Below are 16,563 nucleotides of genomic sequence, written 5' to 3'. Positions count from 1 at the left end.
ATTGTTATAACGCAAGTTGCGACTTGTAACAAAAAGTAAGTGTTTTCAGTTCCTATAATTCCTATAAAGTTAAAATATTAAATATTTTATGGTTGCTTTTTTAACGTATTTTTAATTATAATTAGATACATAATTAAAACGTAAAGGGGAGTTGTATTGTGAATCTCTGGCAAAGAATGAACAAAAAAGAAGATCCGCGCGTTTATGAAAACAAAGATGGACACTTGGTTCGCTCATTAAAAGTTAAGGACTTTCTAGCTTTAGGTGTTGGAACGATTGTTTCAGCTTCAATTTTTACTCTACCGGGTGAAGTTGCGGCACTACATACTGGTCCAGCCGTCGCAATTTCATTTATCTTAGCAGCGATAGCCGCGGGATTAGTTGCTTTTGCTTATGCAGAAATGGCTGCCGCAATGCCATTTGCAGGTTCTGCCTATTCTTGGATTAATGTTGTTTTTGGCGAATTTTGGGGTTGGGTCGCTGGCTGGGCACTCTTAGCTGAATACTTTATTGCCTTGGCCTTTGTCGGTTCCGGACTTTCTGCTAATTTCCGAGCCTTGATCGCACCGATTGGTCTAAAGCTACCAGCTTCATTATCTAATGCATTTGGTACAAATGGTGGAATTATCGATGCAATCTCACTGCTTTCCATTTTATTAGTAGCTTTATTAATCGGCCACGGCGTATCAAGAGCCGCACGTGTTGAAAATGCTTTGGTAGTGCTCAAAGTGCTAGCAATCTTACTTTTCATTGTTGTTGGTTTAACTGCATTAAAAGCAGCCAACTTTATGCCATTTATTCCAAAATATCGACCAACTGCTAATGGATCATTTGGTGGTTGGCAAGGAATTTATGCCGGCGTATCAATGATTTTCTTATCCTACATTGGATTTGACTCAATTGCGGCTAATTCAGCCGAAGCTATTAATCCACAAAAGACGATGCCCCGCGGCATTTTAGGCTCACTGGTAATCGCCGTTGCCCTTTTTGTCGGTGTTAGTTTAGTTCTAGTTGGCATGATGCCATATCAAAAATATGCAAATTCCGCAGAACCAGTTGGTTTAGCTCTACGTTACGCAGGACATCCAATTGTCGCAGTTATTGTTCAAACTATTGCAGTTTTAGGAATGTTTACAGCTTTAATCGGCATGAGTATGGCTGGATCAAGATTAATTTATTCATTTGGTCGAGACGGAATGTTGCCTAAGTGGCTAGGTAAATTAAATTCTGAACGTTGCCCTAATAACGCATTATGGACTTTAACAGTAGTTGGTATCTTGTTGGGAGCATTTTTCCCATTCTCAATGTTGTCACAACTAGTTTCTGCAGGTACTTTGATCGCCTTCATGTTTGTTTCACTAGGAATTTATAAATTACGTCCGCGTGAAGGCAAAGATATTGATGATCCATCTTTCAAAATGCCATTTTATCCGGTACTGCCTGCATTAGGCTTCTTAGCTGCATTGATTGTCTTTTTAGGATTAGATTATCAAGCTAAACTCTACGCCGGTATTTGGTTTATTTTAGGATTAATCATCTACTTTACTTATGGCATTCATCATTCTGTGTTAAACAAGAAAAAATAATATTTCAAACAAAAAAGCGGCCAAAGCCGCTTTTTTCATACCCTAACTTTCCTCTTCTTTTAACATTTTTTTCAGAACATTTACTAAGCCTAAAGTTTCATCTTTGCTTAGCATTGCCGTAATGGTTTGATCAGTATCCCGCCGATGCTGTGCTACCTTCTTGCAAAGCTCTTTTCCTTCATCTGTATCCATAGCTGTATCATTAGAAATGGTAATTAATTTCTTAGTAGCAAGTGGAGTTGTTAATGTCTTTAATTTCTCATCATTCACATGTATTGCTTTAGCTAATTTTTCTAGTTTTTTACCATGTTTATGATATCTTAACTCGATTAAGACTTCTAATTCATTAGCGGTAATACCAAAATTTTTAAGGTCTTCATCCATTTGTTTTTCAACTTCATTGCTCATTTTAGTAAAAAATGAACCAATCGTGTTCTCTGTCATCATTTATCATCCTTTCCATCTACCAATTTAATTATACTAGCGCAAGAAAAAAACAGCTCAACAAGTGAACTGTTTCTTAAAACGTAAATTAAAGATTTTCATCCATATTGAAAGTCAATTTAGACATATTAATTGAATCAATCATCATTTGACCCCAAAGCTTTTCAGTTTCCTTACGAGTATGGGCAACTGTCTTTTGGTTCTCCTTGGTCAAATATGCAGTCAATTCATCGCCTGACTTGCCTTCACTACCAGCAATAATTTCTTCAACCCGACCTCTGAAGTAACGGTTAAGTTCAGTTAAGTAAGTAGTGTCAAGTTGAACGAATTGTGGGTAATGGCTTTCAACAATAGCAGCAAATGACTTATAGTACCACCATGCATCATTCATATTGTAATCCATTGAAGTATTGTTGTATGAAGGATCAGTATCACTCATATTAGCAAAGAATGGAACAAATGGAGTAAATGTTGGGCCACCAATACATAACCACATAATAGCAGCACGATCTGCAGGAACATCGCTTCTAATTTGCAAAACGTGAGCATTTTGAGTGCGGTTTAAGCCAATTGGACGGTAGCGGTGCTTTTCTTCATCAGTACCCTTGCCAAATGGATCGTATGGCGTGTCTTGGTAGTGAGAACCTAAAGCAAATTGAATATCTTCCTTGGTAATCTTCTTAGCAGCCTTACGGATAAATGGAATGTCGCCGTCTTGTGGATCTTGTTCAATCTCAGGGTTGAACAACTTTTGAATATACCATTGACGGTTAGTGTTATAGTGATGATCTTGTTCAGTATAGGTACCGAAAATATGACGGAAGTTCCAACCTTCATGATCAGGGTTCAAGTGGTGCTTTTCAACGAAATCTTGAATGCCTTCACTCCACATGAAGTAATCAGGATTGTCAAAATCAACTTGTTCAATGGCTACACGATTACCAGTTGCAGCATAGCAGTCATCTGGGATACGTTCAGCAACCCAGTGGTGACCAGTAACAATTTCCATGTACCAGATTTCGTCTTTATCACTGAAGAGAACTGAGTTACCAGCTGGTGAACCGTACTTAGCAATCAATTTACCTAAGTATTGCACACCATCACGTGCAGAATGAATGTATGGCAATACTGAAGTTTGCATACAATCTTCATCAAGACCATCCTTAACAAGTGGGTCAAAAGCTAAAGTTCTTTCGTTACCGTAAGTTGATTCGGTACATGACATACATACGTTTTCTTGGTTAATACCACTTTCGTCATAGTAACCACGGTGTTTATAATCAACATTTGGTACAGCAGGAACACGTTGTGCATCTTCCGGTAAATCCATTTCAAACTTATTGAGCCATGACTTAATGTGTTTCTTTTCACCATGACGCGCAGGTTCGATAATAAATTTTTGTGGGGTAATTGGACGGAAAGTATCATCGTTACGAGCGATCATAGTCGTGCCGTCAATTGAAGCTTTTTTACCAACTAAAATGGTAGTACAAGCACTATATTCTTTCATAAAATTCTCCTTATAAATTGAAATTATATATTTACTTTATCACTAGACTAAGCCATGGAAAAGGCCAATAGCGTAATTAGCTGCATCAAAGTCTGCTAAGTCTTCTGCTTTTTCGCCAAGGCCAACTAACTTAACTGGCAAATTCATCTCGTTACGGATTGCCAATACAACCCCACCTTTAGATGAACCATCAAGCTTAGTTAAAACCAAACCAGTTAGTTTAGTAGTTTTATCAAAGTCTTTGGCTTGAAGCAAAGCATTTTGCCCAGTTGAACCATCAAGCACCAATAAAGTCTCTGTTGGTTGCTTGGGCAAAAGCTTCTTAATTGTACGCTGAATTTTTTCTAGTTCAGCCATTAAATTTTTCTTGTTTTGCAGACGACCAGCGGTATCAACTAAGAGATAGTCTGCCTTTTCATTAATTGCTCGTTCAGTGGCATCATAAACAACAGAAGCGGGGTCAGCTTGTGCTTTGCCAGTTACAACTGGCACATCTACACGCTTGCCCCATTCTACTAATTGTTCAACTGCCCCTGCTCTAAAGGTATCGGCAGCTGCCAAGATAACTGACTTGCCTTCATCCTTAAAACGCTTAGCCAGTTTACCAATAGTAGTCGTCTTGCCAGCACCATTTACGCCGACAAACAAGTAAACATTTGGCTTATCGTCTGGATGATAAATAAGTTTTTCATCCTCGCTATTACCACCTTGATCATAAAGATCAACCAGTTTTTCAACAATAACCTTCTTTAAATCATCACGTGACTTGGCATTTTGCAATTTGGCCTCTTCACGCAATTCGTCCGTCAATTGCTCAGCAGTTTCATAACCAACATCAGATTCAATGAGCAAGTCTTCCAGATCATCAAAAAAGTCTTCATCAACTGTTCTAAACTTGGCAAAGAAAGCATTTAAGCGTGCACCAAAGCCCTTATTGGTTTTCTCTAAACCTTTTTCATAAAGCTGTTCATTTGAATCTTCTTCAGTCTCTGATTTCTCTTCAGCAGGTTTTGATTCTTCAGATTGTTCTTGATCTACAGAAGTTGTATCTGCTTCTTCTGATTCTACTTCTTCAGTTTCAGGCTCTTCCTCAACTTCAGAAGTTGGTTCATCTTCAGACTCAGATGTTTCAGAATCAGTACTTTCCTTTTCTTGTTCTATAGTTTCCGATTCTGTATTTTCTGGAGTTTCTTCAGAAGCTGATTCAGCCTCTTCTTCTTGATTTTCTGTTTCTACTTCAGCAGTAGATTCTTCTTTTTCTTGCTGTTTTTGTTCTTCTTTTTTCTTATCTTCGTCTTCATCTTTTTTACCAAAGAGAGATTTTTTAATTCGATCAAATAATCCCAATTACTTCACCTCATTTTTATTTTTCATTTCTTTTAATGATACTGATAAGACTTGAGAAATACCAGATTCTTGCATCACCACGCCATACAATTGATCTGCTTGCCTCATCGTACCGCGCCTGTGAGTAATCACAATAAATTGTGTCTTAAGATCATACTTAAGCAAAAACTGAGCAAAGCGAGTAACATTCGCATCATCCAGTGCGGCTTCAACCTCATCTAATACGCAGAAAGGTACTGGATTAACCTGTAACATTGCAAAAAGCAACGTAATCGCAGTTAAAGCACGTTCCCCACCAGATAAAAGACTCAAACGCTGCAGCTTCTTACCAGGTGGTTGAGCAATAATCTCAATCCCTGTTTCTAGCAAGTTATTCGGTTCAGTTAGTTCCAACTTAGCTTTGCCACCACTAAAGACTACCGGAAAAATACTCTTAAAACTTTCTGCAACAGCATTAAACGTTGATTTAAAACGTGACTTAACTTCTTCATCCAATTCATCCATTGATTTTTCAAGATCATCACGAGCCTTGAGTAAATCATTCTGCTGTCCATCTAAGAAATCATAACGTTTTCTAACATCCTCATATTCCTGGATAGTATCCAGATTTACCGGTCCAATATCTTCAATCGACATTCGATGCAATTTGACGCTTTTGGTTAATTCATTACGATTATCTTCTGTATTTTCACCTTCAGCTTGGGCTAAAGCAGCTTCAAAGGTTAAGGAATAATCATCACGCAAAACCCCAAGTCTTTGATCAATTAGACTATTAAACTTAGCAATTTTAACTGAATAATCTTCTTGCTCAATTGCAGCATCTTTACGCAAATCATAGTTTCGACTAGCTACTTGATCTAACTGATTAATCTGCGCATCAAATTGTCCTAACTGTGAACTCAAGTCATTTAATTTCTTTTGTAACTTCTCAGTTTGCTGATTAATCTCAATTTTGTGCTTTCTCAAATCTGAGTTCTTTTTAACCGACAATTCACCATTCTGAACTAAATCAGTCAATTTTTGCTTTAAATCTGTGATTTGTTGCTTGTTATTAGCAATCTGACCTACTTTTTCTTTTTCCTGACTAGTCAAATTCTCTAATTTATTAGTAAACACAGCAATTTTAGGATCAAGTTGTGACAACTGATCTTGAATTCTTTGACTCAAGCTATTAAAATTGCGAATCTTATCTTGCAGATCATTCATCCGCTTCTTTTGCTTTTCACCTTGCTTAGTTAAATCTTCTTGTTTAACATTTGCAGCTTCAATTTGTTTTTGCAAAGAAACGATCCGCTCATTGCGCTCTTTTATGCGAGACTCATATAAAGAATTGGCGTCAGTTAGTCGCTTAACTTCTTTCTCTTGATTTTGAAATGAAATAGCAGCTTCATTAATTGCCTGATTTGTTTCTTGCAAAGAATCATGCAATTTTTGCAATTGATTAGATACATTTACACTTTGATCGGCAAAATCTTTTAGCTGTGCTTGATCCGCTTTTAGCTTGGCAGACAAGGCCTCAAGCTGCTTTTCTAATTTATTAATTTCAGTCGCTGTTTGCAAAGGAGAATTGTTTCGTTGATTTCTCTGACCACCAGTCATTGAGCCGCCTGGAGAAATAACATCTCCATCAAGCGTAACGATTCGGTAACGACCTACACGTTGTGAAATTAGCATTGCAGTATCGATGGTATCAACAATAATCACGCTACCTAATAAATAATTAATGGCAGAAGAAATATCGTGCTCTGTTTTGGTCTTTACTAATTGACTTGCTATTCCCTTGAAGCCATTGAATGAGCTTAATGTAGTTATCGTTGATTGTGGGATGCCATACTGCCTTAATCCATCTAATGGTAAAAAGGTAGCTCGCCCAGCTCGATTGAGCTTTAATTGATGAATGGCATTTCTAGCGCTAACTCGGCTAGTTGTAATCAAATCCTGTACGCCACTACCCAAAGCAGTTGTCATTGCTGCTTCAAGTTCTGCTGGGAAAGTAATTAACTCACCTACAGCGCCTATTACGCCCTTAAATTCATTCAAATGGTTCAGAACATTTCTTACGCCATAGTAGTAGCCCTCATGTCGCTTTTGAATATTAAGCAAAGCTTCATGACGTGCCTCAACTTTTTCTAATTTACTATGCTCATCATTAACGATTTGCCGTAAACTATTTAGTTTCTGACTTAATTCAGCGTTTTGTTCACTAATTTGCGTAAATTTATCTTTTTCTTGCTTGCGCTTTTCGGTTAAATTTTTTCCCTTATTACGCAATTGCTCTAATTCTTTTTGAGCCGAACTTAACTGCTCTGAAACATCGTTATTCTGATAACTAGTATCTGCCTTACTTCGTTTTAAATCAGTATTCAAATTAACTACCTGATTATTAGTAGTCGCTTGATCCTGAAGCAATTGAATATAATCATTACGGCAATCTTCCAACTGCTGATTTAATTCTTCTGGGTCTTCCTTCAATTGTGCAGTTAATTGCGCACGCTTTTTCTGTAATATTGCTTGTTGCTTTTTTAGGTTCTTCTGATTTTGCTGTAATTCTGCTAAGGTTGAATTAAATTTTACTAAATCAGCTGTTAAAGCTTTAACTTGATTCTGATATTCCACCTTAGTTGCATCATCAAATTGACGCGATTGTTCTGCTACCTGCAAACTTGCACTTAAGTCAGATAGCTGTTGACTCAGTTTCAATAATTCAGCTTGTGTTTTTTCACGCTGATCACGAATTTTTTGATATTCTGCTCTCTTTTGTGAAACCGCATTTTGCGATTCTTTAACTTCCGCATCAAGTTTAGCTAAAAGAACCTTATTTTTGCTAGCAGATTCCTGTACCTCTTCTTTTTGCCGATTAATATCCTCAATTTCAAAAGCCAACAGACTCTTTAATTTTTTGTCTAATCTTGCCTTTTGAAATTGGTATTCCTTAGCTAAAGAACTCTGTTCATGTAACGGCTCAAGACGATTCTTCAGTTCTTTAACTAAATCATTAATTCTAATTAGATTGTCCTGCGTCTTTTTTAATTGAGTCTGAGCAGCTTCTTTTTGTTGTTTAAAGTGAAGCACACCAGCTGCTTCTTCAAAGATTACTCTTCTTTGTTCAGGACGCGAATTTAAAATTTGATCAACTCGTCCCTGAGAAATAATTGCCAGACTATTCTGTGAAACTCCAGAATCAAGGAAAAGCGCATGCACGTCACGCATTCGAACCTGTTGATTATTAATCCAGAATTCACTATCACCAGAGCGTAAAATCCTTCTCGTAATTGACACTTGATCAGCATCAAATGCCAATTCACGCTTTTGATTATCAAAGACTAATGTCACTTCTGCCTTATTAAGAGGCTTTCGAAATTGACTCCCCGCAAAAATAACATCTTTCATGTTAGTTCCACGAAGTGATTTGGCACTGGACTCTCCCATTACCCAACGAATAGCTTCAGTAATATTACTCTTACCACTGCCATTAGGACCAACGATTCCAGTAATTCCATCATTAAAATGAATAATTGTCTTATCAGCGAATGATTTAAAACCATCGAGCACTAATTCTGTTAATGGCACTCTTTCATCCCCTTATTCAAATTTTTGTAATGCTGATTTAGCTGCTTGTTGCTCAGCTGCCTTTTTATTATGGCCTTCACCTTGAGTTTGTACTTTATTATTAATTTTCAATTCAACTACAAAATGTGAAGGAAGCTGTGATTCACTCACCACACTATATTCAATATCAACAGGGCCATCTTGTTGCAATAATTCCTGCAGATCAGTCTTATAGTCTCGTGAATCATCAAATTCACCTTTATCAATTAATGGATAAACCGTTAAATGCAAAAAGTGTTCAACCGCTGGCATTCCTTGATCTAAAAACAAAGCACCATTAAAAGCTTCAAAAACATCTTCTAACAAAGTCTTACGCCTTCTAGCACCTGCTTTCTCTTCACCATTACCTAAGTGAATTTCTGTTTGAAAACCACATTCAATCGCAAATTCTGAAAAACCTTCAGTTCTAACGATGTTCGATCTCAACCTGGTTAATTCACCTTCATTAAGCTTAGGATAGTGACGATAAAGATAATCTGAAACTGCCAATTCCAAAACCGCATCACCTAAAAATTCTAGCTTTTCATAATCACGAATACCATCATTAGAATGTTCATTTGAATAAGAAGAATGCGTAAAGGCTTCTTCTAGCAGCTTTTCATTATTGAATTTAATATTATATTCTTCTTTTAATTTCTTTAAAAATTTTGTACTTACCATAAAATTGCCCCTTTTATACCTCTAAATTATACCAGTTTTAGGTTGCTTTTTTGAATGCAAAAAAAGACTGCTTCTAAACTTAGAAGTAGCCCTTTCATTTTTAACTTAATTTACTTAGCATAACCAACCTTGTACCATAATGAGTTAGCATCTGATGGCTTAAGTGAATAACCAGTAAGCTTCTTGTTAACAGCAGTAATTGAGTAGTTGTTAGCTACAGGAATGACGTAAGCTTCATCATCCATGTACTTTTGCCATTCGTGGAACTTATCAACTCTATACTTATGGTTAAATGCCTTTTGTGAGTCCATATCAGTAAGAAGCTGATTGTTCTTCTTAGCTACGAAACGTGAATAGTTCATTGGTGCTTTTTCACCATAAAGGTCATTTGGTGATGGTTCACTAGATAATGACCATGCACCTAAGAACATATCTACTGATGGGTCATCATTTTGAACCTTATCGTAGAATGAGTTAAATTCAATCAAACGGCCAGTAGTTAACTTAACGTTCAAGCCTTCTTTTCTCCATTGTTGGATGTAGTTTTGAACGATTGGTTCTTGAGTTGATGAACCAGTCATAGCAGCCAAACGAATAGTCAAAGGCTTACCATTAGGTTGTACACGGTACTTGCCCTTCTTCTTAAAGCCAGCCTTGTCAAGCAATTGGTTAGCCTTCTTAAGGTTGTAGGTATAGCCCTTAACATTTTTATCGAAGTAGTCACCGAATTGTTTAGGAATTAAAGTTGGTACTCTAAAGCTCAAGCCATATGAGTAACGCTTGTAAACTTGGTCAACGTTCATACCGTAACCGATTGCTTGACGAAGAGCCTTGTTATTCATCTTAGACTTAGGATTCATAACGTTTTCACCCTTCTTGGCATCCCACTTACCTACCTTAAAACCAAGGTATGAGTATGAAAGCGGAATTTGGGCAATGAAGTTAACGTCCTTAGTTCCCTTAATGTTTTGCCATTGTGAGTTAACAACACTTGCAATGTCAAACTTGTGACTCTTAATAGCTTGTGAAGCTGAGTTAGGGTTAACAACACTAATTGTAATCTTATCAAGCTTTGGAGTACCTCTCCAGTAGTACTTGTTAGGAACCCAAGTTACTGATTGACCACGAACAATCTTACTAATCTTGTATGGACCAAAGAAGATAGGATTCTTACGTACAGCATCTGAAGATTGCAACTTATCAAATGGGATGTTCTTCAATTGGTGATATGGACTAGCTGTTTCAAGGAAGTAACCGTTACCTGATTGAATCATACCAGGTTTCATTTCCTTAAAGTGAATTACAACTTTACGACCATTTTCACCTTCTGGCATTTCAATACCGGAAATAGTCTTAGACTTACCATCATGGTAATCAGTTAAACCAACAATGTTTTGAAGTGAAGCAGTATAACGTTGTGACTTACTGCCTTTGTTAGCCATGATTTCGTATTCGTATTCAACGTCTTTAGCAGTTACTTGCTTACCGTCTGACCACTTAACGCCCTTCTTAACTTCAATAGTTATAGTCTTAGCTTTACGGTCAAGCTTAAAAGTTGCAGGACCCTTGTTATTAATCTTATAGCTATCATCAGTATCAAATAATGATTCGTTACCGAATTGAGCTACATCAGAATCATATTGAGTAGTGGATAATTCGTTGTTAAAGATACCAGTAAATGGGGTATCAGTTTCAAGTGCGTAAGATAAAGTACCACCCTTTTTAACAGCCTTCTTTGGTGTTTGTTGTGGGAACTTCTTAGCGCCGTTAGCGCCCGCATTATCATTACTCTTTTGACCACAGGCTGCTAAAGTTAAAACAGCACCTGTAACCAATCCGATTGATCCTAAAAGTTGTGTTTTCTTCATACTTATATGCCTCCATATTTGGCTTATTATTTCTGTTTTGGAAATCAAGTTGATGATTAAATAATACCATGTTTTATTAATTTCTCAATAGTTTTATGAAAATATTTTTTAATTTTTGTTTTAAGTTAATTGCATAACTTTATCATTATGGAATTAAAACAAAAACAGCTCTATCAAGCGACAGAGCTGTTTTTAATGATTTTATTAATTTATTAATTTTCACGTTGTCTTGCGTCACCTGCACGTTGTAAGGCACGACCAACATAGTTAATACTTAAGGAAATAACCAAAAGCAAGATAGTAGCTGGAAGCCACAACCATGGACGGTTAATAACGTTAACTGGGTCATCCGCAAATCCAATCAAAGTACCAAGTGATGGAGTTGCAGTAGGCAAACCATAGCCCAAGAAGGACAAACTAGTTTCGATACCAATGTTACCAGCAATAGTTAAAACAACGTCAATGATAATCATTGAAGTAATGTTAGGCAAAACTTCACGGAACATAATTTGTAGATTAGATGAACCTGAAGTCTTAGAAGCCAAAACATAATCACGGTCACGCTGTGACAGGATGAAGGAACGGTAATAACGCGCCGTCGTTGTCCATCCAAACATCGCAATCAAGAATACTAAAATTACGGCATTGTAGTTACGAATAACAGTAGTCAAAACAATGATAATTGGCAATTGTGGCAAAATTTGAACAAAGTCAACTATTCTCATGATAACTGAGTCAATTGCACCACCGTAGTAACCTGAAACCAAACCGACAATCAAACCGACAATTTCAGTGATTAAGGTAACTGAGAGACCAATCATGATTGAGTTACGTCCACCCATCATAAGGAGCTTCATGATATCACGACCACCATCGTCAGTACCGAGTAAGTGACCAGCTTCACCCCAACCATAGTAGGCATCAGCAATATTCATTTCAGTAACTTGTGCTTTATTCAAGAATAAAGATCCACCAAAAGTGAATAACAATATTAAAATAATGATAATCAAAGCTATACATGCGGACTTTGACCGTAAAATTTCACGCATAGCTACCCGAAATCCAGAAGGTGGGAGAGTAGCCTTATCTTTAGCTTCTTTTGCTTTTACTGTCTTAGCAGAATTTTCTTTCTTATCAGCCATTTTTTCTCTCCTCCCTATTGAATTCTAATACGTGGATCAATAATACTCATAATGATATCTGATAAAAGATTACCAATTAAGGTTAAGATACCAAAGATCAGAATTAGAGCAGTTAAAGTTGTGTAATCACGCTGACTAATTGAGTCAAGGAACAGCTTACCCATACCAGGATAACTAAATACACTTTCAATGATCATTGAACCACTAAGAAGACCGGTAATCGTGTTACCTAAGAAGGCAGCGATTGGCAATAATGAGTTTCTTAAAATATGCTTATGGAAAACAACATTTTCAGGAACACCCTTACTACGTGCAGTTCTTACGTAATCTTCAACCTTGTTATCAACGATACCAGTTCTTAAGTACTGAACTGTTCCAGTAGTCGCAATTAAGGCATACAGAATAGCTGGGAAGATCATGTGATCTAATCGACTAAGAAGAACTCCCCAGAATCCGGATGCACTGGCTGATACGGAACCTGAGATTGGAAACCAACCTAAGGTAAATCCGAATAACCACAAACCTAAGATATAGAATACGAAACCTGGTGTAGCTAAAGTAATGTAGTTAAAGATTTGTACACCATTATCTTGCCATTGGTCTTGGTGACGACCAGCGGTAATACCAAGAGGAATCGCAATACTATAACTTAAAATAGTTGTCAAAAGTGATAACCAGAAAGTATTACTTGCACGATCAGCAATTAATGATGTTACAGGTACGTGCTGGATATAACTTGTACCAAGATCGCCATGGAACAAGTTTCCTACCCATCTAAAGTATTGAACGTACCATGGATCATAAAGTCCAGCAGCTCTTCTTAAAGCTTCGATTTGTTTAGGGTCGGTGTTAGGGTTAATTGATCCACTAAATGGGTCACCTGGCATCATCTTAGCAAGCAAGAAGACCAACAGACTCAAGATAATCAATTGTGGGATCATGATTAACAAACGCCGTAATATTGTTTTCCACATCTTTAATCACTCTCCTTTTCTTCATGTTCTTCAAGTTCGGCTTCCTGTGCCAAATCTTTAGGTAATGCTACCCAGTGATTAGGAGCTACTTTTTGTAACGGATATACACGACCATCTTTGTCATACCATTTGCTTTGGTTTTCTTCGAACTCTTTTTCAACCTGCTCACGATGCTTCTTGTGTTCCTCACGATGTTCAACATCTACCTTAGGAATAGCAGAAAGCAAACGCTTAGTATAGATGTGAATGGGATGCTTGTAAATTTCTTCACGGCTACCTAATTCAACTAAGCGGCCACGGTGCATAATCGCCAAGTTTTCAGACATATGCTTAACAACACCCAAGTCATGTGAAATGAATAAGTAAGCAATGTTGTATTGTTGTTGAATATGCTTCATGAAGTTCAAAACCTGAGCTTGAACTGACAAATCCAAAGCACTAGTTGGTTCGTCGGCTACAATCAATTTAGGATTCGTAGCCACCGCACGAGCGACGCCAATTCTCTGACGTTGACCACCTGAGAATTCATGAGGATATTTATAAATCGCATCGCTAGGCATCCCTACGATATCAAGCAGTTCTTGTACACGATCGCGTTCTTGATCAGTAGTTAGATTTTCAAAATTTCTAATAGGCTCAGCAATGATATCTTCAATCCGCTTTCTTGGATTTAAACTTGACATTGAATCCTGGAAAATCATTTGTACGTCTTTGTTGTAGTCAAGCTTTCTACGATTACTTGCTTTAGTAACATCTACACCTTTATAAATGATTTGTCCACTAGTAACCTTTTCAACACCAACAATTGCTTTACCAGCCGTTGACTTACCCGAACCTGATTCACCAATTAAGCCATAGGTTTCGCCTTCTCCAATTGAGAAGTTAATTCCATCGACAGCTCGAACATAATCAGTAATTCTATTCCAAAAACCGGAACGAATTGGGTAATAGACTTTTAAGTTTTTTATTTGAATAATTTCTTTCGCCATAAACTACTCCCCACTTGCTGCTGTTACCTGTTGCACACTATCTTCATTCTCAAAGTGGAATGTCTTCCAACAAGTACATCTTACCCAGTGACCTGGTTCGACCTCATGTACTTGTGGCTCCTCCTCATGTGCACTTGCAGGAATCCAAGGAATTCTTGCAGCAAAACGATCACCTGTACGTGGCATATTTTTAAGCGATGGTACCGTACCATGAATAACATGTAAATCCTCATCAGTATCATCTGATTGAGGCATAGAATTAAGTAGTGATCTAGTATATGGATGAAGTGGATGCTCAAAAATTGTCTTCACATCGGACTTCTCAACAATTTGACCAGCATACATAACTGCAACTTCATCTGCAGTCTCAGCTACGACACCTAAATCGTGCGTAATCAAAATAATACCTGAATGTGACTGCTTTTGAATATCTTCCAGCAAATCCAAAATCTGAGCTTGAATAGTAACATCCAAAGCAGTAGTCGGTTCATCAGCAATAATTACTTCTGGCTTACATGCAATAGCCATCGCAATTACCACACGCTGACGTAATCCACCTGACAACTCATGTGGATACATTTCGTACATCTCATTAGGCTTAGGCATTTCCACTTGATTAAACAATTCAATCACACGTGCATGACGTGCTTTTTCATCCATGTCAGTGTGGTAATAAAGAGTTTCAGCAACTTGATCACCAACACGCATCAATGGATTCAAGCTGGCCAATGGGTCTTGAAAGATCATTCCGATCTTATCCCCACGAATCTTGTTAAACAATGATTCGTTCAAGCCAACCAGGTTTAATTCATTGTAAAGAATGTCCCCTGTAACTTTTGTATTTTTATGGTCATAAAGTCCAATGATACTTGCAGCGATCGTACTTTTACCGCAACCAGATTCACCTACGATAGCTAAAATCTCGTCACGCTTCAAAGTCAGATTAATATCATCCGCAGCATCATAGAACTTCCCTTGCAAACGGTAAGCCGTATGCAGGTGTTGAATATCTAGTAATAGATCACTCTGCTTTTCCAAAGGTCATTCCCCCATCTAAAGCTTTGTTCATTAAAAGCTGTTTAATCTTTTCTATTTATTTTCTAATTATAAACACAAAGCCGGTCGTATGCAAATCACGACACCGCTTTTTTTAAATTAATTTTGATGAGACTTAATATATGAAACTGCATCACCGACTGTTTTAATTTTTTCAGCATCATCATCTGGAATTTCTGCACCAAATTCATCTTCTAATTGCAAAATAAATTCAACTAAGTCAATTGAATCAGCATCTAAATCGGCAGTAAAATTAGTGTTTTCAGTAATTTTGTCCTTGTCGACATCAAAATTATCAGCAATCAAATCTCTAATCTTATTAAAAATCTCTTCCTCTGACATTCTAAAATTTCTCCTTTTTAATAAAATATTTTACTATTTTGTAGCAAATTCATCTCTAAACTCTGCAACAAGATTTTCTGCAATCATCTTATCGACTTGCTTAAGAGTATAATAAATCGGCCTTTCATTAGAACGACCATGCGTCTTAACTACCGGTGCATTTACTCCCAGTAAAACTGCACCACCATACTTAGCTGTATCAAATTTAGACTTTAGACCAGCTAATGAGCCTTTGACCAGCAAAGCTCCTAATTTAGTCATCATTCCACTATTTAACAAGCTATCTTTTAATAAATGAAGCAGGACGCTAGAAGTACCTTCAATATTTTTTAAAACGGCATTGCCAGTAAAACCATCTGTCACTACGACATCAGCCTTACCTAAAAGCAATTCATTGCCCTCAATATTGCCTAAGAAGTTTAAGTTGCTATCTTTCAATAGCTTATATGCTTCTTGATGTACCTCATCGCCTTTATCGCTTTCTGCACCATTATTTAAAAGCATAACTCTAGGATTTTCAATTTCACGAATTTTTTTAGCATAGTATGAAGCCATTTGTGCCCACTGGAGCAGATATTCCGGCTTACTTTTGGCATTAGCACCAACATCAACCATATTAAAGCCTTCATCACTATTCTTTACTGGTAAAGTTGGCATTAAGCCAGGACGAGTAATCCCCCTGATTCTGCCAATAATGAAAATGCCACAGGCTAAAAGTGCACCAGTATTACCTAAAGATAAGAGTGCATCAGCTTTGCCTTCTTTAACAAAATTAGCTGCTTGGACCATTGAAGAATCTTTTTTGTGCCTAATTGCCTTCACTGGTTCATCTTCATCAGCAATCACTTCTGTAGTGGCTACAACACCAAGTTGATCACTGATTTGATTTGCTGGAATTAAATTTCTTAATTGCTCTTTATCACCAAATAACAAAAATTTGGTTTCCGGCAATTCAGTTTTTGCCTTTAATACTGCTTTCACGATCGCTTCAGGTGCATTTTCACCACCCATAGCATCAATCGCAATTGTTCTCATA

General features: G+C 37.2%; 13 protein-coding genes. 1 reads left to right on the top strand and 12 read right to left on the bottom strand.

Annotated features, from left to right (window positions below):
• Positions 1-158 precede the first annotated feature (158 nt).
• A complete protein-coding gene (locus BLP58_RS00460) occupies positions 159-1,586 on the top strand; it encodes an APC family permease (RefSeq protein WP_013853906.1) in 1,428 nt (475 codons plus the stop codon).
• A 42-nt stretch (positions 1,587-1,628) separates the two neighbouring features.
• Here BLP58_RS00460 and BLP58_RS00455 read toward each other — a convergent pair whose 3' ends face one another.
• The 12 genes from BLP58_RS00455 to plsX form a co-directional block, all read right to left on the bottom strand.
• On the bottom strand, positions 1,629-2,030 hold the full coding sequence (locus BLP58_RS00455; RefSeq protein ID WP_034536233.1) for a winged helix DNA-binding protein: 402 nt from the start codon (positions 2,028-2,030) through the stop codon (positions 1,629-1,631).
• 88 nt (positions 2,031-2,118) lie between these two features.
• Positions 2,119-3,540, bottom strand: a complete 1,422-nt coding sequence (locus BLP58_RS00450) for a C69 family dipeptidase (RefSeq protein WP_013853904.1) — start codon at positions 3,538-3,540, stop codon at positions 2,119-2,121.
• Between the two features lie 42 nt (positions 3,541-3,582).
• Positions 3,583-4,887: a signal recognition particle-docking protein FtsY gene (gene ftsY, locus BLP58_RS00445; protein ID WP_013853903.1), complete on the bottom strand. Its 1,305-nt coding sequence runs from the start codon at positions 4,885-4,887 to the stop codon at positions 3,583-3,585.
• Positions 4,888-8,457: a chromosome segregation protein SMC gene (gene smc, locus BLP58_RS00440; RefSeq protein ID WP_025084113.1), complete on the bottom strand. Its 3,570-nt coding sequence runs from the start codon at positions 8,455-8,457 to the stop codon at positions 4,888-4,890.
• 12 nt (positions 8,458-8,469) lie between these two features.
• Positions 8,470-9,156, bottom strand: coding sequence for a ribonuclease III (rnc, locus tag BLP58_RS00435; RefSeq protein WP_013853901.1), 687 nt, complete (start codon positions 9,154-9,156; stop codon positions 8,470-8,472).
• A gap of 110 nt (positions 9,157-9,266) precedes the next feature.
• Positions 9,267-11,024, bottom strand: a complete 1,758-nt coding sequence (locus tag BLP58_RS00430) for an oligopeptide ABC transporter substrate-binding protein (protein ID WP_025084112.1) — start codon at positions 11,022-11,024, stop codon at positions 9,267-9,269.
• Positions 11,025-11,236: 212 nt separating this feature from the next.
• On the bottom strand, positions 11,237-12,166 hold the full coding sequence (locus BLP58_RS00425; protein WP_013853900.1) for an ABC transporter permease: 930 nt from the start codon (positions 12,164-12,166) through the stop codon (positions 11,237-11,239).
• Between the two features lie 14 nt (positions 12,167-12,180).
• Positions 12,181-13,140: an oligopeptide ABC transporter permease gene (opp4B, locus tag BLP58_RS00420; protein WP_012212411.1), complete on the bottom strand. Its 960-nt coding sequence runs from the start codon at positions 13,138-13,140 to the stop codon at positions 12,181-12,183.
• A gap of 2 nt (positions 13,141-13,142) precedes the next feature.
• Entirely contained in the window at positions 13,143-14,129 is a 987-nt protein-coding gene (locus BLP58_RS00415) for an ATP-binding cassette domain-containing protein (protein ID WP_013853899.1), read from the bottom strand.
• Between the two features lie 3 nt (positions 14,130-14,132).
• A complete protein-coding gene (locus BLP58_RS00410; RefSeq protein ID WP_013853898.1) occupies positions 14,133-15,167 on the bottom strand; it encodes an ABC transporter ATP-binding protein in 1,035 nt (344 codons plus the stop codon).
• Positions 15,168-15,284: 117 nt separating this feature from the next.
• The gene (gene acpP / locus BLP58_RS00405; RefSeq protein WP_013853897.1) at positions 15,285-15,527 is read right to left on the bottom strand and encodes an acyl carrier protein; all 243 of its coding nucleotides are present in this window, start codon (positions 15,525-15,527) and stop codon (positions 15,285-15,287) included.
• Between the two features lie 33 nt (positions 15,528-15,560).
• Positions 15,561-16,562, bottom strand: a complete 1,002-nt coding sequence (gene plsX, locus BLP58_RS00400) for a phosphate acyltransferase PlsX (protein ID WP_013853896.1) — start codon at positions 16,560-16,562, stop codon at positions 15,561-15,563.
• Between the last annotated feature and the right edge of the window lies 1 nt (position 16,563).

The sequence above is a fragment of the Lactobacillus kefiranofaciens genome (assembly GCF_900103655.1).
Lineage (GTDB): Bacteria > Bacillota > Bacilli > Lactobacillales > Lactobacillaceae > Lactobacillus > Lactobacillus kefiranofaciens.
This window is presented reverse-complemented; position numbering and strand designations above follow the sequence as displayed.

Coding starts and splice junctions, on each gene's coding strand:
- rnc (WP_013853901.1), bottom strand. CDS start 9,156: ATGGTAAGTACAAAATTTTTAAAGAAATTAAAAGAAGAATATAATATT.
- BLP58_RS00430 (WP_025084112.1), bottom strand. CDS start 11,024: ATGAAGAAAACACAACTTTTAGGATCAATCGGATTGGTTACAGGTGCT.
- BLP58_RS00415 (WP_013853899.1), bottom strand. CDS start 14,129: ATGGCGAAAGAAATTATTCAAATAAAAAACTTAAAAGTCTATTACCCA.
- BLP58_RS00455 (WP_034536233.1), bottom strand. CDS start 2,030: ATGACAGAGAACACGATTGGTTCATTTTTTACTAAAATGAGCAATGAA.
- plsX (WP_013853896.1), bottom strand. CDS start 16,562: ATGAGAACAATTGCGATTGATGCTATGGGTGGTGAAAATGCACCTGAA.
- opp4B (WP_012212411.1), bottom strand. CDS start 13,140: ATGTGGAAAACAATATTACGGCGTTTGTTAATCATGATCCCACAATTG.
- BLP58_RS00450 (WP_013853904.1), bottom strand. CDS start 3,540: ATGAAAGAATATAGTGCTTGTACTACCATTTTAGTTGGTAAAAAAGCT.
- acpP (WP_013853897.1), bottom strand. CDS start 15,527: ATGTCAGAGGAAGAGATTTTTAATAAGATTAGAGATTTGATTGCTGAT.
- BLP58_RS00425 (WP_013853900.1), bottom strand. CDS start 12,166: ATGGCTGATAAGAAAGAAAATTCTGCTAAGACAGTAAAAGCAAAAGAA.